The 23,515-nt window shown below is 73.0% G+C and carries 19 protein-coding genes and 2 tRNA genes; 14 read left to right on the forward strand and 7 right to left on the reverse strand.

From position 1 onward, the window contains the following. Window positions 1–22 precede the first annotated feature (22 nt). From WME85_RS48320 to WME85_RS48345, 6 genes are all read left to right on the forward strand, one after another. On the forward strand, window positions 23–496 hold the full coding sequence (locus WME85_RS48320; RefSeq protein ID WP_437831743.1) for a CoA-binding protein: 474 nt from the start codon (window positions 23–25) through the stop codon (window positions 494–496). Window positions 497–522: 26 nt separating this feature from the next. Beyond that, window positions 523–855 (forward strand): hypothetical protein, encoded by a 333-nt coding sequence (locus WME85_RS48325; RefSeq protein ID WP_437831746.1) that lies wholly within the window; start codon window positions 523–525, stop codon window positions 853–855. Next, window positions 852–1,283, forward strand: a complete 432-nt coding sequence (locus WME85_RS48330) for a CBS domain-containing protein (protein ID WP_437831749.1) — start codon at window positions 852–854, stop codon at window positions 1,281–1,283. Before WME85_RS48325 ends, WME85_RS48330 begins: the two co-directional genes overlap by 4 nt. A 50-nt stretch (window positions 1,284–1,333) precedes the next feature. Next, window positions 1,334–2,179 carry a GNAT family N-acetyltransferase gene (locus tag WME85_RS48335; RefSeq protein ID WP_437831752.1) on the forward strand — a complete coding sequence of 282 codons (846 nt, stop codon included), beginning with the start codon at window positions 1,334–1,336 and terminating at the stop codon, window positions 2,177–2,179. A 220-nt stretch (window positions 2,180–2,399) separates the two neighbouring features. After that, complete coding sequence (locus WME85_RS48340; RefSeq protein ID WP_437831755.1) at window positions 2,400–4,148, forward strand: acyl-CoA carboxylase subunit beta; 1,749 nt, start codon at window positions 2,400–2,402, stop codon at window positions 4,146–4,148. A 2-nt stretch (window positions 4,149–4,150) separates the two neighbouring features. Then, window positions 4,151–7,078: a biotin/lipoyl-containing protein gene (locus WME85_RS48345; RefSeq protein WP_437831758.1), complete on the forward strand. Its 2,928-nt coding sequence runs from the start codon at window positions 4,151–4,153 to the stop codon at window positions 7,076–7,078. Between the two features lie 46 nt (window positions 7,079–7,124). Here the strand turns inward: WME85_RS48345 and WME85_RS48350 are convergent, their stop codons facing one another. From WME85_RS48350 to WME85_RS48365, 4 genes are all read right to left on the reverse strand, one after another. Continuing rightward, a complete protein-coding gene (locus tag WME85_RS48350; RefSeq protein WP_437831761.1) occupies window positions 7,125–7,610 on the reverse strand; it encodes a hemerythrin domain-containing protein in 486 nt (161 codons plus the stop codon). 1,135 nt (window positions 7,611–8,745) lie between these two features. Continuing rightward, window positions 8,746–8,868, reverse strand: a complete 123-nt coding sequence (locus WME85_RS48355) for a type I restriction-modification system subunit M N-terminal domain-containing protein (protein ID WP_437842576.1) — start codon at window positions 8,866–8,868, stop codon at window positions 8,746–8,748. Window positions 8,869–9,178: 310 nt separating this feature from the next. Then, window positions 9,179–9,254, reverse strand: a tRNA-Lys gene (locus WME85_RS48360). Between the two features lie 79 nt (window positions 9,255–9,333). Continuing rightward, window positions 9,334–9,407 (reverse strand) — tRNA-Arg (locus WME85_RS48365). A 284-nt stretch (window positions 9,408–9,691) separates the two neighbouring features. On the opposite strand from WME85_RS48365, the gene WME85_RS48370 reads away from it, so the two are divergent. Continuing rightward, entirely contained in the window at window positions 9,692–10,948 is a 1,257-nt protein-coding gene (locus WME85_RS48370; protein WP_437831764.1) for a penicillin-insensitive murein endopeptidase, read from the forward strand. Window positions 10,949–10,961: 13 nt separating this feature from the next. On the opposite strand, the gene xth is transcribed toward WME85_RS48370, so the two are convergent. Together xth and WME85_RS48380 are read right to left on the reverse strand one after the other, a co-directional pair. Further along, entirely contained in the window at window positions 10,962–11,771 is an 810-nt protein-coding gene (xth, locus tag WME85_RS48375; RefSeq protein WP_437831767.1) for an exodeoxyribonuclease III, read from the reverse strand. A gap of 88 nt (window positions 11,772–11,859) precedes the next feature. Then, window positions 11,860–12,756 carry an alpha/beta fold hydrolase gene (locus tag WME85_RS48380; RefSeq protein WP_437831770.1) on the reverse strand — a complete coding sequence of 299 codons (897 nt, stop codon included), beginning with the start codon at window positions 12,754–12,756 and terminating at the stop codon, window positions 11,860–11,862. 53 nt (window positions 12,757–12,809) lie between these two features. Here WME85_RS48380 and WME85_RS48385 point away from each other — a divergent pair, with 53 nt between their 5' ends. Continuing rightward, a complete protein-coding gene (locus WME85_RS48385) occupies window positions 12,810–13,391 on the forward strand; it encodes a pentapeptide repeat-containing protein (RefSeq protein WP_437831773.1) in 582 nt (193 codons plus the stop codon). A gap of 34 nt (window positions 13,392–13,425) precedes the next feature. Here the strand turns inward: WME85_RS48385 and WME85_RS48390 are convergent, their stop codons facing one another. Beyond that, window positions 13,426–14,088: a response regulator gene (locus WME85_RS48390; RefSeq protein ID WP_044970202.1), complete on the reverse strand. Its 663-nt coding sequence runs from the start codon at window positions 14,086–14,088 to the stop codon at window positions 13,426–13,428. A 390-nt stretch (window positions 14,089–14,478) separates the two neighbouring features. Here WME85_RS48390 and WME85_RS48395 point away from each other — a divergent pair, with 390 nt between their 5' ends. From WME85_RS48395 to WME85_RS48420, 6 genes are all read left to right on the forward strand, one after another. After that, window positions 14,479–14,886, forward strand: coding sequence for a response regulator (locus WME85_RS48395; protein ID WP_437831775.1), 408 nt, complete (start codon window positions 14,479–14,481; stop codon window positions 14,884–14,886). Between the two features lie 82 nt (window positions 14,887–14,968). Continuing rightward, on the forward strand, window positions 14,969–18,034 hold the full coding sequence (locus WME85_RS48400; protein ID WP_437831778.1) for a glycoside hydrolase family 65 protein: 3,066 nt from the start codon (window positions 14,969–14,971) through the stop codon (window positions 18,032–18,034). Beyond that, on the forward strand, window positions 18,031–19,035 hold the full coding sequence (locus tag WME85_RS48405) for a universal stress protein (RefSeq protein ID WP_437831782.1): 1,005 nt from the start codon (window positions 18,031–18,033) through the stop codon (window positions 19,033–19,035). Before WME85_RS48400 ends, WME85_RS48405 begins: the two co-directional genes overlap by 4 nt. Window positions 19,036–19,234: 199 nt before the next feature. After that, window positions 19,235–21,598, forward strand: coding sequence for an AAA family ATPase (locus WME85_RS48410; RefSeq protein WP_437831785.1), 2,364 nt, complete (start codon window positions 19,235–19,237; stop codon window positions 21,596–21,598). 85 nt (window positions 21,599–21,683) lie between these two features. Then, a complete protein-coding gene (locus WME85_RS48415; protein ID WP_437831788.1) occupies window positions 21,684–22,745 on the forward strand; it encodes a chromosome partitioning protein ParB in 1,062 nt (353 codons plus the stop codon). Continuing rightward, the gene (locus WME85_RS48420) at window positions 22,742–23,392 is read left to right on the forward strand and encodes a hypothetical protein (protein ID WP_437831791.1); all 651 of its coding nucleotides are present in this window, start codon (window positions 22,742–22,744) and stop codon (window positions 23,390–23,392) included. The genes WME85_RS48415 and WME85_RS48420 overlap by 4 nt, the downstream gene beginning before the upstream one ends. The last annotated feature ends 123 nt before the right edge of the window (window positions 23,393–23,515 follow it).

Here is a 23,515-nt window from a genome sequence, read left to right on the forward strand (position 1 = left end):
GGGCGGACCACGGGAGGCCTCAATGCGGAACAAGCTCGAAGACGTCGATGAATTCCTCTCCCACCGTCGGGTGGCGCTGGTGGGGGCATCGCATGACGACAAGGACTTCAGTCGGATGGTGATGCGGGAGCTCCTCGATCGGGGCTACGACGTCGTTCCGGTGAACCCCGGGGGCGGCCTGATCGAAGGCCGCGCAGCGTGCGCCGAGATCGGCGCGATCGAGCCCCCGGTCGAGGCGGCGATCGTGATGACCCCGCCCCAGGTCACCGAGCAGATCGTGCGGGCGTGCGCCGCTGCCGGCGTCCAACGCGTGTGGCTGCACCGGGGGGTCGGTCAGGGCGCAGTGAGCGCGCCTGCCGTGCAAGCCTGTCAGGAGCTCGGGATCCGCGTGATCGCGGGCGAGTGCCCGCTGATGTTCCTCCCGAACGCGGGCATCGTCCACCGGCTCCACCGATTGGCCAAGCAGATCGCGGGGAGTTACCCGGCGCGCGCGTGAAGCGCCATGAACCCAGGAGATCTCAGATGACGTCGTACCCTGTCACGTTCACCGTCACGCGCCCCTGGAAGCTCGACCGCGTGCAGCTCCTCGTGCGCGTCCTCGACGGCGGCCTGAGCCGCTGCGCGCGGTCCGCCCGGCGAACGGGCTTGCGCTCGCGCGCAGCCGCTGCAGGCGCGCGCTCGGAGGCGGCGGGGGTCCGACGCCGCCGGCGCGGCGCAGGCCGCGCACCGGATCAGGACGTGACGCCCAGCCGCGTTGAAGAGGGTGCCGTGCGCGCCGAGCTCTGGCCAGTGGTCCACTTCTTGCGAATTCCGTGGATCCTCACCGACGCCCGGCCGCCGACGGAGGTCTCATGAGCACTTCCACGCTTCGCATCCAGGATTGCATGACGAGGAGCCCGCACTCGATCGGCGCCGATCAGAAGGTGGGGCTCGCCCGGACGGTCATGCGTGGACACCGCATCCGGCACCTGCCGGTGCTGTGCGGCGGCCAGCTGGTCGGCATGATCTCCGAGAGGGACATCTATTGGATAGAGACGCTCAAGGAGCAAGCGGGCGATGACCTCCTCGTCAGCGAGGCCATGTCGCCGAGCCCGTACGCCGTCGCGCCGGAGGCGCCCCTCTCCGAGGTGGTCCGCGAGATGGCCGAGCACAAGTACGGCTCGGCGGTGGTGCTGAAGGGCGAGCAGGTCGTCGGCGTCTTCACGACGACCGATGCCCTGGCCGTGCTGGCCGCCTTGCTCACGGGGCAAGAGACCGCCGAGCCGGCGGCTCGGCCTACCTGAAGAGCGCGGCCGGCCCATCGTTCGTCTCGACGTCGGCAGAAACGCTTCATTTGAAAGCTACCAGGAGCACGGGAGAAGGCACACCATGCAGCGAACGGTCACGGACTGGCAAACGCGCTTCGCCGACAAGCATCGTGACGAGCCGCGGGGACGTGCACTACGTGGTGACGGAGCACGGCGTCGCCGACCTGTGGGGCCGGAACATCCGGCAGCGCGCGCTCGCGCTCATCGAGATCGCCCACCCAGACCACCGCGGAGGCCTCCTCGCCGCGGCCAAGCAGCGCCGCTACGTGTTCGTCGATCAGGTCATCTCGCGCGCGGATTACCCCTGGCAGGAGGCGCGCGCCGCGCGCCTGCCGTCGGGCGAGGAGCTGCTCTGCCGGCCGGTCCGGCTCTCCGACGAGGCCGCGCTCCAGGACCTCTTCTATCGCCTCTCGGACGAGAGCACCTACCGCCGCTTCATGAGCCACAAGCGGGAGCATCATCACGAGGAGATGCAGCAGCTCGTGAACCTCGATTACGATCAGAACATGGCCATCGTGGCCTGCGCCGGCCCGGAGCGCGAGGCCATCCTCGGGATGGCGCGATACGACGTCGATCCGAAGAACAACCTGGCCGACGTCGCCTTCGTCGTCCGCGACGAGGGGCAGGGCAAGGGGGTCGGCACCCTGCTCATGCTTCGGATGGCGGAGATCGCGAGAGCCCGGGGGATCTCGGGCTTCGAGGCGGACGTCCTGCTCACCAACAAGGCGATGATGCGGGTGCTCGAGAAGAGCGGCCTGCGCCTCTGCCTCGATCTCCAGGCAGGCGTTTACCACGTCACCGCTCACTTCGAGGCGGTCGCCGCCAGCGCGCCGACGGCCGGCCCGAGCAGCTCCGGACCGAGCCCGGCATGACGCGCGCCGCCCGAGCGGCGGGCCGCCCGCGCGCCGGCGCCCGGCGCGCAGTGGCTCGGGGCGAGGCCTGCGGCCGCTTGTGCCAGAGGCCCGGCGCGGCGTAGAACGCTGCGCAGGCCGGATAGCGCGCCGAGCTCCTCGCCGCGCCCTGCCCCCTCGAGGCGCTCTCGCGCCGCGCTCGGCATCATGAGAGGCCTCCCCGGAGTGTGCCAGAGGTACCATGGATCTCCTGTCCACCAGCCACGTTGATCGCAACGATGTAGCCACGAGGCCCTCCGCCCTCGTGCCCTCGCTCGACGATCCGCTCGACGAGGGATCCAGCGAGGTGGCCACGCCCGCATCGACGTACGACGCCGCGCTCAGGGAGGCCGAGGAGCTCCGCCGGCGCCCCCATGTCTCGGCGGGCGTGGAGAACATCATCCGGCAGCACAGCAAGGGCCGGATGACGGTCTGGGAGCGCATCCGGGTGCTCACGCCCGAGCCGCCGCGGGTCGTGTTCGAGAACTGGGGACCGAACCTGGACGGCGCCTCGCTGGTCACGGCGATCCTGCGCATCGGCCGCCGCGACGTCGCGCTGTACGGCCACGATTTCACCGTCCGCGCCGGGTCGATGGACGCGACGAACGGCCGCAAGCTCGCGCGGCTGTTCCAGCTCGCGGGGGAGCGGGGGCTCCCGCTCATCGGCCTCAACGACAGCGCCGGCGCCTACGTGCCCGCAGGCGTCGGCGGGCTCGACGGCTACGCAGAGGCGTTCGCGGCGCTGCGCAAGATCAGCGGCGTGGTCCCGAGCATCATGTGCATGTTCGGGTTCAACGCCGGCGGCGGCTCCTACCTGCCGCGACAGGGCAGCTTCGTCATCCAGCCCGGCGGCACGTTCTTCGGCCTGACCGGGGCGGCGGTCGTCAAATCGGTCCTCGGCGAGGTGGTCTCGCCCGACGACCTCGGCGGCCCGCGGGTCCACGGCGCCTCGGGCGTGGCCGATCTCACGGTGCCGGACGAGGTCGGCGCGCTCCGCACCACCGTACGCCTCCTCAGCTACCTGCCGGACAACAGCCGCGAGAGCCCGCCGTTCCAGCGGACGAGCGACCCGCTCGACCGGGAGACGACCGAGATCGACACGCTGCTCCGCAGGGCGATCTCGTCGCCGACGGGCTACAGTACGCCGCTCGAGATCAGCATCCTCATCCAGCGCATCTGCGATCACGGCGACTATTTCGAGGTGCAGCCGCTGCGTGCGCGCAACACGATCACGGCGTTCGGGCGGGTCGGCGGGCGCGTCGTCGGCTTCGTGGCGAACAACAGCGCGGTCGCGTCGGGGCAGATCGACGTGGCGGCCGCTTACAAGAACGCGCGCTTCATCCGGTTCTGCAACCTGTTCAACATCCCGCTCATCTTCATGGAGGACACCACCGGGTTCCTCCCGGGCAGGGAGCAGGAGGCGATGGGCATCGTGCAGGCCGGCCGGGCGATGCTCGACGCGATCATCGACGTCCGCACCCCGCGCATCCTGCTGCTCGTGCGCAACGCCTTCGGCGGCGCGTACGCCTCCTTCAACAACTACGCGACGGGCGCGGACGTCGTGCTCGCGCTCCCCACGACGCGCGTCGCGGTGATGGGGCCCGCCGGCAAGGAGTTCGTCTACAAGGACGAGCTCCGCAAGGTGCGCGCGCAGGCGAGCGCCAGGGAGAAGGCCGGCGTCAAGGAGCGGCTCGGCCGCGGCGTGGACGAGGCGAAGGCGAAGGCGGAGGCCCGCGATGAGGCCGCCGCGTGGCTGAAGGCCAGAGAGGCCGAGTTCAATGCGCGGTACGAGCGGGAGCTCATGAACCCGCGCGAGGGGCTCAGCCTGGGATCCATCTCGCGGCTCGTCATGCCGTGGGAGCTCCGGTCGGTGCTCGCCGAGAACCTGGAGTTCTTGCTCCGCCATTACCAGCCAGGGCCGTTCGTCGGCGTCCAGCGGGAGTTCCATTGACCATGGATGCACTTGACGGTAGCCGCGGATACGACCGCAATCCGATGGTGGCGCGCGACCGCCGGCTCGGGCGATCGAGCTCGGCGTGGGTGCGCTCGTTCGCCGCCGAGGACGTGCGGCCGCTCGTCGTCGGCCGGGGTCCGATCCGGAAAGAGGCGCTGGATGTCTTCGGCCAGATGGGGATCGAGCGGTACGGCATCCTCCTCTCGGAGAAGGACTCGATCGTCTACACGCACGCCCTGGCGCCCGAGCTGCGGTGCGTCCACCCCTCGCACGTGCACCGGGTCAAGGACTACACCGGCGCGACGAAGGACGAGCGCGTCAAGCTGATGCACGAGATCGTCGCGATCGCCCGGGCGGGCGGGTACACGCACGTGTTCGCGGGCTACGGCTTCATGGCCGAAGACGAGGAGTTCGTGCGCACGCTCGAGGAGGCGGGGCTCGTCTTCATCGGCCCTCGCTCGTCGGTCCAGCACGCCGCCGGGCTCAAGGACGAGGCGAAGCGCACGGCGCTCGCGAGCGCGGTCAGCGTGACGCCCGGCATCGACGACGCGACCCGGCGGGTCGTGCTCCGCAAGTGGCCCGATCATGCGGCGCTCCGCGCGGCCGCGGCCGAGCACGGGCTGCGCGGTCCGTCGCCGTCGGTCGAAGGCAGCCGCGACGGCGGGGGCGCCTGGCTCTCCGAGGAGGTCCCGCTCTCCGACGCGGCGGACGCGCTGCTCGCGGCGGCGTACGCGCAACGGGTGGATCTCTACACGACGGACGAGCTCTGCGAGGAGCTCGAGCGGGGCGCGGCCGAGCTCCTCGCCCGCCACCCGGGGCGGCGGATCCGGCTCAAGGCCATCGGCGGCGGCGGCGGCAAGGGGCAGCGGCTCCTCGCCGGCGTCGCGCCCGACGCGGCGGACGCCGCGGCCGCGGCGCGCGCGCGGGCGGCCGAGGTCCCGGCGCTGGCGCGAGAGGTCCTCGCGGAGGTGAAGGCCGCGGGCGTCGGCGACAACAAGAACATCCTGCTCGAGCTCAACATCGAGGAGACCCGGCACAACGAGATCCAGCTCATCGGCAACGGCGCGTGGTGCGTGGCGCTGGGCGGGCGCGACTGCTCGCTGCAGATGTACGAGCAGAAGCTGCTCGAGGTGGCGATCACGCAAGAGGGGCTGACGGAGGCCATCGGGCGGGCTCACGCGGCCGGCGACGACCGGCGCGCGGCGTCGCTCGAACGCGAGCTCGCCTCGCTCGCGCGGATGGAGGCGGAGGCGGAGCGGTTCGGACAGGCCGTGGGGCTGAACTCGGCCTCGACGTTCGAGTGCATCGTCGAGGGCGATCATCACTATTTCATGGAGGTCAACACCCGGATCCAGGTGGAGCACCGGGTGTCGGAGCTCTGCTATGCCCTCCGCTTCGAGAACCCGGCCGACCCGGCCGACGCGTTCGAGGTGACCTCGCTCATCGAGTGCATGGTCCTGCTCGCGCGCCACGGGGAGCGGCTCCCCCGGCCGGTCCGCGTCCGCAGGGAGGGGTCCGCGGTCGAGGCGCGCCTGAACGCCACGAACGGCGCGCTGGAGCCGCACGCGGGCGGGGTGATCGTCTCGTGGAGCGATCCGCACCCGCACGAGATCCGCGACGATCAGGGCATCTGCGTGAAGAACCCGGACACGGGGGTGTTCATGCATTACCGGCTCGCCGGCGCCTACGACAGCAACATCGCGCTGCTCGTGACCTATGGCGGCTCTCGCGAGGAGGCCTGTTCGCGTCTCTGCGAGATCCTGCGCACGACCACGCTGCGCGGCAGCGATCTGCACACGAACCTCTTGTTTCATTACGGGCTCGTGCACTGGTTCCTCGCGCGGGACGTGTGGGCGAAGCCGACGACGCGCTTCGTGGTCCCGTACCTCACGCTGGTCGGCCTGCTCTCGGTGGAGCTCGAGGGCCTCGACTTCGACGCGATGTGGGCCGAGCTCGGCGCCCGTCACGAGCGCCGGCTCGCGGCGCAGGCCGGGGCGGGGGCGGAGCTCAAGAAGGTGTTTGCGCTCAAGGACACGCTGGTCCGCCGTCCCGTGGAGAAAATCTGCGCGGAGCCACACCTCCTGTCGGCGTGGCTCAGCCGGAACATGGGGTCCTTCGAGGTCCGGTCGGGGCGGGTGCGCTGGCTCAAGAACCCGGTCGAGGTCCTCGCGGACACGTACTGGCTGCTCAACATGGCGCCCGAGCCGCATGCCCCCGCGGCTCATTCGATCTGGGATCACGATCAGGCGCTCCTCTCGCGCGCGCTGGGCTTCTACAGGCGCCTCGGGGAGCGGATGGGCCAGGCGGGCAGCGCGCCGTCCTGGCCTGCGGTGCGAGAGGTCCTGTCCCAGGACACCGCGCCTCCCGGCCACGACGGCGAGCTCTGGCGGAAGGTCCGCGGCTCGCACCTCGGCTTCCAGGCGGGGCTGGAGCTCCTCGACGCGCTGGCCCTCGCGGGGGAGGCCACGCGCTTCTTCGAGCTCCACGTGCGGGGCGACGGCACGGTCGCCATCCCCGAGCGCCTGCTCGACCGCGAGCTCTCGGCCCGCATGCGCAAGGTCCTCGCGCCGCCGCCCGCCATGCGGGCGAACGAGATCGTCGCGGTCACCGGCGGGATGTTCTACGCGCAGGAGGCGCCGGACCGGCCTCCCTTCGTGACGAAGGGCAGTCACTTCGAGGCCGGGGATCCGCTCTACGTCCTCGAGGTCATGAAGATGTTCAACAAGGTGCACGCGTTGTTCTCCGGCACGATCGAGGAGGTGCTCATTGACGGCGGCGAGGGAGCGATCGTGCAGAAGGGACAGCCGCTCTTCCGCGTGAGGCCGGATGAGCCGCTCGTCGAGGAGGACCCGGCCGAGCGGAAGCGCCGCCGGCGCGAGCAGACGATGCGGTATGTCGACGCCGTGTTCGATCCGGAGGGGCCCTGAGGGTGCGCGCGGCCGCCCGGAGGCGCAGCGCTCAGCGCCGGCGCCGTCAAGGCGCTTGTGGCCCTGGCCGCGTCGTCGAGGACCGGTGAGCGGAGCGCTTCACGGCGTCGACCACCGCAGCGAGCCGCTCATACAGGCGGTCCGCGGCCGGCTTCGGCAGCTCCCGGTCAGCCCACGGATACAGCTCCGCCTCCTCGTGGGCGGCGTGCTGCCGCAGCGCCCGGATGAGGTTGTCCACCTTCGCCTCTCGCAGCGTGTGGAGCTCGAGCGCCGTCCCCATCTCGGCGAGCTGCGCGCGGATGCCGAGGTGCTCGGCGCGGATGGTGCCCGCCTCCTCCGGGTTGAAGCGGTCGAACAGCGGTAGGAGCAGCGACTCCTCTGCCTCCATGTGCGCCAGCAGCTCGCGTTCGAACGTGCCCCAGGTCTCGCGCGCCGCCTCCTCATCGCCGGCGTGCACCCGGTTGAGCAGGGTCTCGAACACTTCGTCCAGGCGCTGATGATCCCGGTGCAGCGCGTCGTACAGGCCCTTCATGATGTCCTCCTTCCCAGGGACACAGCAGGATGCGTGCCGCTGCGTCGCCCCGCAGGCAGCGCCCGCGCGCGCGGCGACGCGCGGGGAGGGGCGCAAACGCTGCGCTCCGGCGCAATGCGAGCCCCGCACGGCCGGTGCAGCGACGGAGGCCGGCTCGTCGGCGTGCTGTCCGGTGAGGGCGCTCGGTGGCTAGAGAGGCTCAGGTCGGTGCGCCAGCGGTCGAGCCGCAGCTCCTGCAGACGAGCGCACGCTGACGAGCCGGTCGGGCAAGGAGGCGTCCCGGCATTTGCCGTCCTTGACGGCAAGCGCGCGCCCGGCACGTCCACTGCCATTGCGTCCAGACCCGATGAAACCACATGAAGTAAAGCTCGCCGCATGTCGCAGAGAGGTGTCATGGATGCAATATCTCGGTCCATGGAAGGGGCTCTGGATGTCAGCACTCGCACTGTCTCTGTCTGCATGCGGAGTCCGGTCAATTGCCCCTCCCCGCTCCGACGGGGTCTCGCCAAGCGGTACATCCACAAGAATGGCACGATCATCCCCGTCATCCCTGGGCCGAGAGCGCGGCCGGTGAAGACGGCCTTCCGGCTCGCGCTGCCGCTGCCGCTGCCGTAGCGCGCCGCGGCGGACCCACCAGGACGAGCGGGACGATGTGAACCCCGCCGGCGAGCTCTCCCACGAAGCCGAGCAGCGCGCCCGTCACGTTCGGCTGTGCTTGCACGGACTCAGCATGCGTTGGAAACGAGCTGATGCGGCAGGGCAGAGAGCGGGACCAGGGTAAGGCGCGTTCACGCCAGGGCCGGAGGGTGGCACCTCCACCGCGGAGACGGGTGCCACCCATCTTTTCTTGGAGCAACGTCCACCGGGAGACGGGTGCCACCCATCTTTTCTTGGAGGCATCTCCACCGCGGAGACGGGTGCCACCCATCTTTTCTTGGAGGAACGTCCACCGGGAGACGGGTGCCACCCATGTCCCGTGTGGACAAGCCAGCTCCCCCGGATGGGTTCACGGCGTGCCGCGCACCCCGCGCGGGGGTGCCGGGACGGCTTCGGGCCTCCTGGCGGGGGCTCTTCGACGGGACCTCGCCAGGTCGTCGGGGAGCTTCTTCTCGGCCTCGGGGAAGCGATGGTCGGCCTACTTCAGGAAGATCAGCGCAACGATCAGCGGCGCGTACTCGGACGGCTGGACGGCGGAGTTGGTCCAGAGATGGTCGGCGGCGGCCCAGAGGCGCTTCTCGAAGTCGGCGGGCAGGGGTATCGGGCCGTCCTTTCACCTGAGGACAGGGACCGGATGTCTCACCTCGGTTCGAGCCGTGACGGTGGACCTGCCGGTGTCCCTCGATCGGCATGGGTCCGAACGCGATGGGGCACGGGCGCGGCTCAGCCCGGCGAGCAAAGCGCCACTGCCGATACGCCGCTCACGAGCCGAAGCGGACCGGACATGCCGAAGGGGCATTTAGATGGAACGTGAAAAGCCCGGCGACCCATGGGGTCCCGGGCTTTCGAGCGCCTGTACCAGCCGTCGTCCCGGCCAGCGTTTCTGGCAGCTGGGCTGCTCAGCGTATCCTTGGTGGGCCATGAAGGACTTGAACCTTCAGCCAATGGATTAAGAGTCCACTGCTCTACCAATTGAGCTAATGGCCCGGATGAATTGTCAAACCAACTGAACCTGGAACAGCTCCCGGAATCTCACCGGATCGCTTGAGTCGCCCGCTGAGCCCGGCACGCCCGGCCTGATTCGAACAGGCGACATTCGGATTCGAAGTCCGACGCTCTATCCAGCTGAGCTACGGGCGCTCCTGCGAGCCCCTCGGCGGGGCACGCGGAACGCTTCTAACCGCACCGGACCGGTTGTGTCAAGGCGTTGAAGATGCACGGGTGCGCAATTCCCAGGCCGCCCTTCCTGCTGAGCTTGGACGGATGCGCCCCGGAGCTCGCATGACGCGACGCAGCTTCCCGCCGTTCCCGGCGGGGCGCCCCGTAGCGCCGGCGGGGGCGCCGCGTCGCGGCCGCTCCCGCCGGCGCGGCTGGTGAAAGAAGTTCTCCCCGTGCGCCGCCGCGGGGTAGGGTCCGCCCCCGTCATGCCGCTGCTTCGCCCGCTCTCTCGTCGCCTCTTCGCTTCCCGGGGCCCGGTCGCCGCTCTCCTGCTCGTGCTCTCGGTCGCGGCGCCGGCCCTGGGCGCCCCGCCGAGCGCGGAGCCGGTGGTTGCGGCGCAGCCGGTGGCCGCGGAGCAGCCGCGCGCCAAGAGCACGAGCCCGCACGGTACGCGTCCCGCCGCGCGCCGGAGCTCGACGGCCGGCGAGGGCGAAGCGCGCGCGGGGCGGAGCGCCGGCGCGAAGGCGAAGGCCTCGGATCGCGCCGCAGGCAAGACGCGCGCGGCGAAGCGGGACGAGGCCTTCCGCACGAGGCGCGGCGGCACCGCCGCTGCCGACGACGCCGACGAGCGCGGGCCGCTGTCGAAGGGCGCTCCCAACCGGGGAAGGCTGACCGGCGCCGCGCAGCTCCGGTCGTCGAGGCACCTCAGGACGCGCGAGGGCGCCAGGACGTGGGGGCTGCCCGTGCTCGTGAAGACCCTGAAGCGCGCCGCCTTCCAGGTGGCGAAGAAGCACGGCGACTCCGCGCTGCTCGTCGGCGACCTCTCGGCGAGGGCGGGCGGCCCGCTCGACGGGCACAACTCCCACCAGACGGGGCGCGACGCCGACGTCGGCTTCTACGTCGTCAACTCGAAGGGCAAGTCGCTGCGCACGGAGCGGTTCGTGGCGTTCGACGACAGGGGCAACGCCATCGGCCTCCCTGGGGCGCGGTTCGACGACATGCGCAACTGGGCGCTCGTCGAGGCGCTGCTCCAGGACCGCAAGGCGGGGGTCAAGTACCTGTTCGTGACCGACGCGCTGCGGGCGCGGCTGCTCGCCTACGCCGCGAAGAAGCGGGTGCCGGAGGAGCTCCGGACCCGCGCCGCGGCCGCGATGATGAGCCCCAGGGACGCCGACCTGCACAACGACCACTTCCACATCCGCGTGATGTGCCCTCCGTCGATGCGCGGCGCCTGCGTCGAGGAGTCGCTGGCTCGACCCGGGTGCGCCGCAGGCGATCCGAAGAAGCCGCTCGCTGCCGCGTCGCTCGCGGCCCCGGAGGACGGCGCAGCGCCCGGCGCGGCCGCGCCGGAGACGGCGGCGGCCTCGACCGCAGTGGGCGCAGCCACGCCGGCAGCCGCAGCCTCGACCGCGGTGGGCGCAGCCACACGGGCAGCCGCAGCTGCCCCAGCAGCCGCAGCCGCACCGGCAGCCGCAGCCGCACCGGCAGCCGCGGCGGCCGCAGCCGCCGGCGCTCCCCGCTGACGGCCGGCCGCGCTCAGACCGCCGGCGCGGCCCCGGGCGGCGCCGCGCCGTCCGCGAGCTCCACCACGACCGGCGCGTGATCCGAGGGCCGCTGGAGCTCGCGCGGCCGCGTGTCGATCGCGACGTCGGTGCAGCGCGCGGCGAGCGGCCGCGTCACCAGCGCGAGGTCGATGCGGAGGCCCTTGTTGCGCCGGAACGCGCCCATCCGGTAGTCCCACCAGCTGTAGGCAGCCTTCTCCGGGTGGCAGGCACGAAACGCGTCCACGAGCCCCCACTCCATCAGGCGCCCGAGCGCGGCCCGCTCGTCCGGATGGAAGAGCACCTGCCCCTCCCACTTCTTCGGCTCGGCGACGTCGATCGCCTCCGGCGCGACGTTGAAGTCGCCGCAGATCAGGAGCTGCTGATCGGCACGGTAGCGCGCCTCGAGCTCGCTCCGGAGCCGCCCGAGCCACGCGAGCTTGTAGGCGAAGGCCGGCGTTCCCACCGCCTGGCCGTTGGGCACGTAGACGTTGACGACCCGGACCCCCTCGATCGTGGCCGCCAGCATCCGCCGGGCGACGTCCTCCTCATCGCCGTCGAGCCCCTTCTTCACGTCGTCGACCGAGAGGCCGAAGCGCGCGGCGATCGCGACGCCGTTGTAGCTCTTCTGGCCGAAGAAGATCGAGCGGTAGCCCGCCTCGGCGAGCGCGGCCTCGGGGAAGCTGCCGTCCTCGACCTTGGTCTCCTGCAGGCAGACGACATCGGGCGCGGCGCGGACAAGCCAGCTCGTGAGCTGCTCGAGCCGCGTGCGGATGGAGTTCACGTTCCAGGACGCGATGCGCATAGGTCCGCTCATCGATAGTGGATGGAGCGCAGGGCGGAAAGCCTGGATCGCCGGCGCGCGCTCGCCCGCGCGGCCGACGGCGGGCCGCCTACAGGGCCGCGCGGATCACGTCGAAGAGGCCGTCTGGATCGTCGACGTGCAGCCAGTGGCCGGCGCGCGGGAGGACGTGGACCGAGAGCCACGGCGCGCGCGCCGAGAGCGCCTCGAAGCGGGCGCGCGACGCCGGCGAGATCGACGCGGACCTGCCGCCGAGGACCACGTGGACGCGCCGCCCCTCGGCGCCCGCGCCGGCCGGCGCGCCCTCCATGTCCTCCAGCACGTGCCAGAGATCGCGGGCGAAGTAGTCGGTGAGCAGATCGTTCAGGACGTCGAGGTCGAGCCGGATGCGGAAGCCGTCGCCCTCGCGGCGGACGTTCATCGCCAGCCACTCCGCGATGCCGCGGCTGAACCCGGCGGTCTGCACCGCCTCGAGGAACGCCTCGCGCGACGCGATCGGCTGCGGGATCGCGCGGAGCAGCTCGAGCACGCCGGGGCTCTCCGAGCCGCTCTCGCCGGCGGGCCTGGCGCTCGGATCGGCGTCGAGGATGAAGCCGCGCTCGATCCCCTCGGGCCGGCGCTCCAGGTACGCGAGCGCGACCTTGCCGCCGAACGAGTGGCCCATCACGCCGCGGACGTCGAGGCCGAGGCGATCGCCCAGCCGGAGCAGGTCGTCGGCGGCCGCCGCGAGGGTGTGCGGCGCGGGCGGGCTCTGCGACATGCCGTGGGCCCGCAGGTCGACCAGGATGAAGCCCCACGGCCGCGCGGCGGGGCCGGGCGCGCCTGGCGCGCCGCCGGCGGTCTGCGCTTCGGCGAGGCGCCGGATGAAGGTGCGCCAGTTGGCGCCCGAGCCGAAGATGCCGTGCAGCACGAGCATCCACCGGTCGGGCGATGTGGAGGGCGCGGTGACGAGGGCGTGGTGGGGCACGAAGCCGGCGGGTGCGTTCATGGCTCTCCGGGCCGCGCGAGCGCGCGGGCTGCGCCTAGCGCTAGCATGGACCCATGGCCAAGAAGCCCCCCATCGCGCCGGCGAGCGAGGACGCCGCGGAGGATCAGGTCGCCCCGTCGACCTGCGCGGCGCCCGGGCGCTTCCGCGGCGCGACGCTCGCCGGGGCCGACTTCGACGACGTCGACCTGCGCGGCGCCCGCTTCCACAACGTCGCGCTCACGAAGGCCGAGCTCGACGACGTAGACCTGCGCGGCGCTCGCCTCCACAACGTCGCGCTCACGAAGGCCGAGCTCGACGATGTCGACCTGCGCGGCGCTCGCCTCCACAACGCGACCCTCGCCGGCGCCTCGCTCGACGACATCTCGCTCGCCGGCGCCCGCGTCGACAACGCCGACGCCGCGGCGACCCGCTGGTCCGACGTGAGCCTGCGCCGCGCCCGCTTCGAGGAGTCGGACCTCCGCGGCGTCGAGATCGTCGGCTGCACGATCGATGGGCTCACCATCGACGGCGTGCGGATCGATCGCCTGCTCGAGGAGGCGAAGGCCCGCTCGAGCGCGAGCGCGGCGCCGGAGGCGACCGGGAAGGCGGCGGTGCCGGGAAGGAAGAAGCCGAGGCGCCCCGCTCCCGTCCGATGAGAGCAGCGGCGCCTCCTGCGCGAGCGCGGCCTGCTTACGCCTCGATCAGCCCGGTGCGGACCGCGATGCGGGTCAGCTCGACCGCGCTCTTGCAGCCGAGCTTCGCGTAGATGCGCACGCGGTGGGTCTCCACCGTCTTCGGGCTGATCGTGAGCCGCGCGGCCGTCTCGCGCGTCGACACGCCGGCCGCGAGCAGCCGCAGGACCTGACGCTCGCGCGGCGTCAGCGCGTCGAGGCCGCCGGAGCCCTCGCTCGCCGGCTTGCGCATCGCGCGCACGACGGCCCCCGCGATGCTCGAGGAGAGCGGCGCGCCGCCCGTCGCGATCCGGCGGATGCCCTCGATGACCTCCTCGAGCTTCGAGGTCTTCACGAGGTACCCCTGCGCTCCCGCGCGGAGCGCCTCGGCGACGCGGAACTCGTCGTCGTACCCGCTCAGGACGAGGAGCTTCGCCTGCGGCAGCTGCGCTCTCAGCGCACCGAGCAGCTCGATGCCGTCCCGGTCAGGGATGTTGAGGTCGACGAGCACGACGTCGGGCTTGCAGCTCGCCGTCTCGCGGAGAGCGTCGGCCGCCGTCCCCGCCTGACCCACGACGACCATGTCGGGCTCGTCCGAGAGCGCTCGAGCGAAGCCTTCTCGAACGACCGGGTGATCGTCGATGAGGTAAATGTGCAGCTTGCTAGCAGGGGTTTCCGCCATGATGACCACAGGGGGATTGGGATGTCCTTCGGACCACAATTCGATACCCATGAGCAGTACAAGTCAAGCTGCTCAGGTCGTCCTGGGAGGAACCTTACAGGGGTATCAGGTGCTCAACGATCTGCAAGCAGCGGCGCGGCGGCAAGCCCAATTGATAAGGAAAACTCCGTCCCGAGCGAGTTTCTGGGCTCGGCGGAGATGCGCGGCGTGGGAGGCGTTACGCACTGCTCCACGCGATCTGCTCCCGGTCGCTCCGGATCGCTCCGGGTCGCTCCCCGTCACGCCGGCTTACTCCGAATTGCTCCCCCGCGCGTCATGCCGTCACGGCGGCCGTCTGGTATCCTTCCCGCGCCTCATGCGCCGAAAAGGCCAGCGATCGAGAGAAACCGGATGAGCCCGTCGGGCCTGTCCCCGAGCCCGGCCGTCGCCTCGCCGCCGCGGGGCGCGGAGATCTTCGTCGTCGATGACGATCCGGCGCTGGTCGAGTCGCTGATCGATCTGCTCTCCGACGAGGGCTACCGAGTCCAGGGCTTCACCCGGCCGCGCGAGGCGCTCGATCGCCTCGCCCGCGGCGCGCAGCCTCGAGCGGTGCTGCTCGACTACGTGATGCCCGACATGACCGGCGAGGAGTTCCTGACCGCGCTCGCCGCCGCGGGCGTCGACGTGCCCGTCCTGCTGCTCTCCGGCGTGAGCGAGCCCAGCGTCCGCGGCGCCGTGGCCGGCGTGCTCGCGAAGCCGTTCGACGTCGACCGGCTCCTCGTGGTGCTCGATCGGCTCACGAGCGCCGTGCAGCGCTAGCGCGCCGCCGCCCTCGCTGATCCCGGCCTGCACAGGCGCGGCGGCACGGTCCTCGCGTACCCCGCGCGGGGGGAAGCCGAGGATGTCGTCGTTCCCAGACAGCGCGCCCAGGCCAGACAGCGCGCCTTTCCTGGCGCGAGGCGGGCCGAGCAGCCCCGCCCCGGCGAGCGCGCCGGCGGCCACGACCAGGCTGCCTGCGGAGCTGCACCACCGCTTCCGCTTCATCGCGATCGACGGGAGCCTCCTCGCGGAAGCGGCCGACCGCGCGGCGGCGCTGATCGACGCGCTGCTCGCGATGGGGGTGCGCGTGGCGCTCCTCGCCGAAGGCGGCGCCGCGCTCGACCTCGCGCGGCGGCTCGATGACGGCGCGCACGGCGGGCGCGGCGGGCGCGTGGACGACCGCAGGCGGCTCTTCCTCGGCGCGCTCGGGGGCGCGGCGCTCCACGGCTTCGATCGCCGCGGCCGCGCGGTCGCGCTCTCCGCCGAGGCGGATCCGGGGGGCCGCTCCGCGCTCGGGGCGCTGCTCACGCAGGTGATCGCGCCGCTCCGCATCGAGCCGCGCGATCGGCTCGCGATCTCGCCGGATACGGGCGCCGGCGCGCCGGCGCCCGCGTCCGCCGACGGGCGCGGGCTCCGCGACGCGCCGGAGCTCGCGGGCGCGGTCCACGCGACGGCGGGCCCGCAGCGGCTCTGCGACATCCTCGCGCTCCAGCGGGAGCTCGACCAGGAGCTCGGCCCCTACGCGGCGCCGCGCGACGCCGCGTGGGTCATCGACGAGCCGGGGTTCGACGTCGCGCGCGAGCACGAGATCGAGTCGCTGCTCGCGATCGCCAACGGCTACCTCGGCTCGCGCGCGTCGCTCGCGGAGGGCTCGAGCGTGTCGCGGCCGGCGACGTTCATCGCGGGCGCGTTCGAGCCCTCGGCCGACGTGAGCCGCGTCCCGGAGCTCGTGATCGCCCCCGACTGGGGCCGGCTGAGCGTCGCCATCGAGGGCGAGTCGTTCTCCGCGGAGACGAGCGGCGTCCTCTGCCACCGGCGCCACCTCGACCTGCGGCGCGGCGTCCTGCTGCGCGACTGCCTGCGGCGCGGCGAGGGCGGCCACATCGCGCACCTGCACACGCTCCACGCCGCGTCGCTCGCGAACCGCCACGTCCTCCTGGAGGCGGTCAGCGTCGCCCCGCTGAACTTCACCGGCACGATCCGCGTCGACGCCATCCTGAGCGGCGACGTGAAGAGCGCGAGCGGCGCGGCGCACTGGGAGCGCTTCTCGGCGGACGCGAGCGCGACGAGCCTGCTCCTCGTCGGGCGCACGCACGGCAGGCTCGTCACGGCCATGACCTCGCACCTGCGCGTGCTCCCGGAGCGCGCGCCGCCTGCCGACGCGCCCGAGGGCGCGCCCCCGGCCGACGCGCCCGAGGGCGCGCGCTGCGAGCGCACCGAAGGCGCGCGCTCGATCGCCGAGCGCTGCGACGTCGGCGTCCGCGTCGCCGAGCGGCGCCGCCTCTTCCGGACGACGACGCTGCACACGTCGCGCGACACGCCCGCGCCGCGCCGGGCGGGCGAGGCGCTCCAGGCGGAGCTCTCGAGCCGCAGCATGGACGACCTGCTCGGCGAGCACGCGCGGGCGTGGGCGGAGCGCTGGCGTCGCGCCGACGTCGAGATCGACGGCGCCCCGAAGATCGAGCGGGCGCTCCGGTTCGCCCTGTACCACCTCATCGGCGCCGCCAACCCGGACGACCCGCGCTGCTCGATCGGCGCCCGCGGGCTCAGCGGGGAGGCGTACCGCGGCCACGTCTTCTGGGACACCGAGATCTTCCTCGTCCCCTTCTACACGCACTGCTACCCCGAGGCCGCCCGCGCGCTGCTCCTCTACAGGCACCGCACGCTCCCGGGCGCGCGGCGCAAGGCGAAGGCGCTCGGCTACGACGGCGCGCTCTACGCGTGGGAGTCGGCCGACACGGGCGACGAGACGACGCCGCCGCTCGTCGTCACGCCGTTCGGCGAGGTGATGCGGGTGCTCTCCGGCGAGCAGGAGCACCACATCAGCGCCGACGTCGCCTACGCGGCGCACGCCTACGGCCGCGCGACCGGCGATCTCGACTTCGCGCGCGGCGAGGGGGCCGAGATCCTGATCGAGACGGCGCGCTTCTGGGCGAGCCGCGCCGAGCTCGGGCCGGACGGCCGCGCCCACATCCGGCGGGTCATCGGGCCCGACGAGTACCACGAGGCCGTGGACGACAACGCCTTCACGAACTGGATGGCGCGGTACAACCTGCGCGCCGCCGCGGCGACGGTCCGGCGCGGCGGCGCGCGAGACGACGTGCTCGCGCGGCTCGACCTCAGGCCCGAGGAGGTCGACCGCTGGCGCGACGTCGCGGACCGGATGGTCCTCGGCGTCGACCCGGAGACCGGCCTGATCGAGCAGTTCGCGGGCTACTTCCGCCTCGCGCCGTTCGCCATCGCCGACTACGCCGTGCGCAGCGCGCCGGTCGACGTGCTGCTCGGGCGCGAGCGGACGCAGGCCTGCCAGGTGGTCAAGCAGGCCGACGTCGTGCAGCTGCTCGCACTGCTCTGGAGCGCGGTGCCCGCGGGCGCGCGGCGCGACAACTTCCTCTACTACGAGCCCCGCACCGCCCACGGCAGCTCGCTCAGCCCGGGCGCCCACGCGCTCGTCGCCGCCCGGCTCGACCTCCACGCGCTCGCCGAGCGCTACTTCGACCAGACCGCCGACATCGACCTCGGCAACACGATGGGCAACGCCGCGGGCGGCGTGCACATCGCCGCGATGGGCAGCCTCTGGCAGGCGGTCGCTTTCGGCGTCGCCGGCGTCACGCGGGTGCCGCGGCGTCCGGACGGGCAGCCCCACGCGCCCCCGCTCCCGGCCGACGACGAGGCGCTCGGGATCGAGCCGCACCTCTTGCCCGCCTGGCGGCACCTCAAGATCCCGATCTTCTGGCGGGGCCGCGCGCTCGAGATCCACGTGGAGGCCGACGCGATCGAGGTCGCGATCGAGGGGAGCGCGCCCCTGCCGATCTGCGCGCTCGACGCGAGCGCGCCCGCCTGCGCCGTGCTGGCCGAGCCAGGCCGCCGCTACGCCGCGCGGCGGATCGGCGGCAGGTTCCATTCATGGGAGGAGGTCACGACATGAGAAGCGCGGCGCGCGATGGATCGCCCGGCGGACGCGGAGCGCCTTCCGAGCCGGCCCCGGGGCTCGGGCCGCGCGTCGGAGGTGGCGGGGTGCGCGAGCCGAGCGACGAGCCCTCACCGGAGAGCGGGGTGCGGAGCAGGAGCGTGCTCGTGGCGCTCCACGGCCGCCGCGCCCACATCGGCGCCGTCGAGCTCGGGCGCGTCATCGCCGGCGCGATCCGGGCGCCGCTGCACGGGCTCTTCGTGTGCTCCGAGCCGATCGAGCCGGGCGACGTGCCCGCCCACCTCGGGGTCGCCCCGGAAGCGCTGCACGGCGTGGTGCTGCGCGTCGCCGCCAGCGAGGACCTCCCCGGCGCGCTCGCGTCGGCGGCGGAGGGCCACGAGGCCGCCTTCGTCGTCGTCGCCTCCGAGCCGGAGGAGCTCGCGGACGAGCGCCTCGGCGTCGGCCGGATCGCGGCGCGCGCGCTGGAGGTGGCCGCGTGCGGCGTCGTCGTCATCGGCCCGGCGCACCGGCCGCCACCGCGGCTGCGGCGCATCCTGCTGCCGCTCGACGGGACCCCCAGCACGGCCGCCGCGATCACCCCGGCCGGGGAGCTCGCCCGCGAGCTCGGCGCCGAGCTCGACATCGTGATGGTCGGCTGCGCCTCGCCGCGGACGGGGACCGAGGAGGACGCGCCGCCCGTCTCGACGCCGGTGCCCTCCGAGCCGGGCGCGATGGTGGCGCCCCTCTACGTCGACCAGCCCCAGCACGAGTGGCCCGCGTTCACCGAGGAGTTCCTCGCCCGCTTCCTGAGCGCGATCGGCCACTGCCCCCACGACGTCTCCACGCGGTTCTTCCTCGGAAAGGGCGCGCCGGCGGCGGAGATCCTGCGGTTCGCCGGCGAGCTGGCGAGCGATCTCGTGGTGCTGGTCTGGCACGGCCAGCTCGCCGACCACCACGGCAGCGTCTTCCGGGACGTGCTTTGCGGCGCCCCGTGCCCGGTGATGGTCCTGCGGCGGTAGGACGCGCTCATCGGCCAGCTCGCGGCGCGGGCGCCAGCTCGCGGCGCGGGCGCCAGCTCGCGGCGCGGGCGCCAGCTCGCGGCGCGGGCACCAGCTCGCCGGCCGGCCACGCGCTCTTCGGCGCGGATCCGCGCCGGCGAGCGCCGCGCCGGGCGGGCTCCACGCCAACGGGCGGCGAAAGGCGCTATCGTGCGCCGCCATGGTCGCCCGGAAGCTGCCCGCCAGCGAGTGCCGCAAGATCGTCGAGCCCCAGAGCTTCCGCTTCTCCACGACGGACGAGGTCGCGCCTCTGTCCGCGGGCATCGGCTCGCAGGAGCGCGCGCTCGCCGCGCTCGCCTTCGGCCTCGACATCCGCCAGCCCCGCTTCCACGTCGTCGTCGTCGGCGCGCCGGGCACCGGCCGCACGTTCTGCGCCCGCGCCGCCGCGAAGCGCATCGCCGCGAGCCGCCCCACGCCCGACGACATCCTCCTCCTGCCGAACCCCCACCGCCCGAGCGAGCCGACGGTCCTGTCGCTCCCCCCGGGCGAGGGCCGCCCCTTCGTCGAGGCGATGGAGGAGCTCCACGAGAAGCTCGTCGACGCCCTGCGGGGCGCGACGGAGGGCGAGCGCTTCAAGCAGGCGCGCGGCAAGATCCAGCGCCGCGTCAACGCGGAGGAGCGGCGGCTCGAGGAGCAGCTCAAGGCCGCCGCCCGCGAGCTCGGCCTCGACCTCGTCCGCGGGGACGACGAGGTGCAGATCACCGCGATCGACGACGCCACGAGCGCGCCGAACGGCGAGGCCCTCGTCGCGGTCGCCGGCTCCATCGAGGAGTTCGAGATCCGGCTCGCCACGGTGCAGGACGAGGCCGACGTCGAGCTGCGCGGCGTCGTGAAGCAGCTGCTCAGCGACGGCGTGAAGGGCTGCTTCCAGCCCGTGCGCGCGCGCTTCGAGGGGCGCGACGACATCAGCGCCTTCCTCGCGGACGTCGAGACCGTCGTGTCGAAGGAGTTCCGCCTGCTCGTCGACGACGCGCGCGGCGAGGAGGGCGGCGCCACGCTCCCGCGCGGTGTCGTCGTCCCGACGCTGCTCACCGAGCACACGCCCGACTCCGGCGCGCCCGTCGTCGAGGTCCCCTACCCCACGCTGAGCGCCCTCTTCGGCCGCACGCACGCGCCGCCCGACTCCGGCTTCCCGCCCGAGCCCGGCTTCGCCGTCGCGGGCGCGCTCCACCAGGCGGCCGGCGGCTTCCTCATCCTGCCCGCGGGCGCGCTCCTCAAGAACGAGGCGCTCTACGAGCAGCTCAAGGCTTGCCTGCTCGCGGGCAAGTTCATCGTCCCCGAGCACAACCCCTCGTACTTCCGCGGCACCGCCGAGGAGCTGCTGTTCCCGCCGATCCCGATCGACGTGAAGGTCGTCCTCGTCACGAACCCGCAGCTCTACCAGGACCTCCACGACGCCGATCCCGAGTTCTCGCAGCTCTTCAAGGTGCAGGCGCGCTTCGAGACGACGATCTCGCTCGACCAGGCGCTCCTCACGTACCCCGCGTTCCTCGCCGGCTTCGCGCACGATCGCGACCTGCCGCCGATCACGGCCGACGGCGTGACCGCGCTGCTCTTCCACGGCGGCCGGCTCGCGGAGAGCCAGACCAAGGTGAGCGCCCAGCTCGGGCTCATCGCCGAGGTCGCCACCGAGGCCGGCTACCGCGCCCAGCGCCGCGGCCGCAAGGTCGTCGACGGCCCCGAGGTCCACGAGGCGCTCGAGTCGGCGCGCCGCCGCGGCAGCCATTTCCGCGACCACGTGCACGAGATGCTCTCCGACGGGACGATCCGCATTGACGTGACCGGCCGGCACGTCGGCCAGGTCAACGCGATCTCGGTGCTCTCCGACGGCCCGCAGACGTTCGGCCGCCCCTGCCGTGTGACCGCGGTCGTGTACCCGGGCCTCGAGGGCCCGGTGAACATCGCGCGCGAGGTCGAGATGTCCGGCCCGCTCCACAGCAAGGGCGTGCTCGTCCTCACGGGCTTCCTCGCCGCCCGGTTCGCCCAGCGCCGCCCGCTCTCGTTCGGCGCCTCGCTCGTCTTCGAGCAGACGTACGAGCCCATCGAGGGCGACAGCGCCTCCTCGAGCGAGCTCTACGCGCTCCTCTCGGCGCTCTCCGGCGTCCCGATCCGGCAGGAGCTCGCCGTCACGGGCAGCATCGATCAGCAGGGGAGCATCCAGCCCGTGGGCGGCATCAACGAGAAGATCGAGGCCTTCTTCGACCTGTGCGCGGCCAAGGGCCTGACGGGCGAGCAGGGGGTGCTGATCCCGAGCGCGAACCGCGACGCGCTCATGCTGCGCGGCGACGTCATCACCGCGATCGAGGCTGGCCGCTTCCACGTCTACGAGGTGAGCACGGTCGAGGAGGGTACCGAGATCATCACCGGCGTCCCTGCGGGCGTCGCCAACGCGGACGGCAGGTACCCGGAGGGGACCGTGTTCCACGCCGCGGACCAGCGGCTCGAGCGCTTCTACCAGGCGATCGCCGACACCATGAGAGGGGGGACGAGCGCGGATCCCCGGAGCATGCTCAGGGGTCGCTGAGGAGGGTCGATCCCCGGAGCATGCTCAGGGGTCGCCAGGGAGGGTCGATCCCCGGAGCATGCTCAGGGGTCGCCAGGGAGGATCGATGGCCGCGAAACGCACAGCCAAGCCACGGGCGCCCAGGGAGCCGAAGGCCGCGCCTGCCGCGCCTGCCGCCCGCGCGCGGCGCAAGAAGGCGGCACCGGCCGCGGGCACGCGCGGCCTCGGCGCCGTCGAGCTCGCCGCCGGCGCCCCGCCGCCGGAGGTCGCCGCCCTCGGCGACGCGATCCGGAGCGACGGCGGCAGCGTGCTCGCGATCTACCGCGAGCCGGTCGGCGGCGCGTGGGCGATCCTCGCCGGCCTGCCGCTCGACCGGGTGGAGCCCACGCCGTTCCAGCGCGACCTCTCGGAGGCGCACGTCGCGCGCCTCGGCGAGGTCATCGACAAGCTCGACTGCTTCCTCGACCCCATCATCGCGGTGCGCACCCCGCTCTCGTCCGGGCCGGGCCGGGCCGCGCCCGCCGCGCCCGGCGAGGGCAGGTACTGGACGCCAAACGGCAACCACCGGCGCGCCGCGCTCACGCGCCTCGGCGCGAAGAGCGCCGTCGCGCTCGTGCTGCCGGACGAGCGGGTCGCCTACCGCATCCTCGCCCTCAACACCGAGAAGGCGCACAACATCCGCGAGAAGGCGCTCGAGGTGACGCGGATGGCGCGCTCCCTCGCGGATCTCGATCCGCGGCCCGAGCACGAGTTCCGCCTCGAGTTCGAGGAGCCGAGCCTGCTCACGCTCGGCCTCTGCTACGAGCGGCGCCCGCGCTTCTCGGGCGGCGCCTACCAGTCGGTCCTCCGGCACATCGACCGCTTCCTCGACGAGCCGCTCCCGGAGGCGCTCGAGACCCGCAAGGCGCGGGCCGACCTCCTCCTCGCGCTCGACGACGCTGTCGCGCAGGCCGTCGACGGGCTCAGGGCGCGCGGCTTCGAGAGCCCCTACCTGAAGGCGTTCGTCGTGGCCCGCATCAACCCGCTCCGCTTCCAGCGGTCTCCGGACGCGCCGTTCGAGCCCACGCTCAACAAGATGCTGGCCGCGGCGCAGCGCTTCGACCCCGCCTCGGTCCGCCCCGACCAGGTCGCGCGCGCCGCCGGACCGCCCGAGGAGCCCGCCGGATGAGCCAGCGCCGCGCCCGCCTCGCCGCGACGACGAGCGCGCCGGGCCCGGCTCAGCCGCCGCAGCCGCCGGCCGCGCGCCCGGCCGTGGCTCCCGCCGCGGCGCCGCCGAGCCACCTTGGCGATCCCCGGATCATCTACGCCTACGCCGCGCAGGTCGTCGGCCAGTCGCTCGCGTGGGAGGGGAACTACAAGGCCGCGGCCGCCTCCCTGCGCGACATCCCACCGAACTGGATACTCCCGCAGGTGCGCGTGTTGCTCCTGAGCAACCTCGCCCAGTGGCAGCTCTGCGCTGGCGATCTCGGCGCGGCCACGCGGCTCCTCGACGACCTCGACGAGGATCGCGCGCCGGCGTCGGTGCGTCCGCTCGTGCGGGGCGCGCGCGCCGCGGTGCTCGTGCGCACGGGCGACGTCGAGGGAGCGCTCTCCCTCGTCGGCCGCCGCGACGGCGAGCGGGGCGAGCCGGCCGAGGTGCGCCAGCGCTACCGCATCACCCGGGCGCACGCGCTCGCCGCGCGGGGCGAGCTCACCGCCGCGCGCGCCGAGCTCCGCCGGGTCGTCGACGAGGTCGGCGTCGACGAGCTCTGCCGCTGGCTACCCGCCGGCGGACCGGCGCGCGCCACGATGCTCGAGCTCATCGACGAGGGGTGACGGACTCGCCATCTTCTACGCTCCCCCGCGCTGCCGCTCGATTGACGCTCATCCGGGAATCCAGCCACGCGATGAGCTCCGCGCCGCGCGCTCACGCCCTGTCGCGGGGAGGCGCGCCGCCCG

Source organism: Sorangium sp. So ce1153 (genome assembly GCF_051521595.1).
In the GTDB taxonomy this organism is placed as follows: Bacteria; Myxococcota_A; Polyangia; order Polyangiales; family Polyangiaceae; genus Sorangium.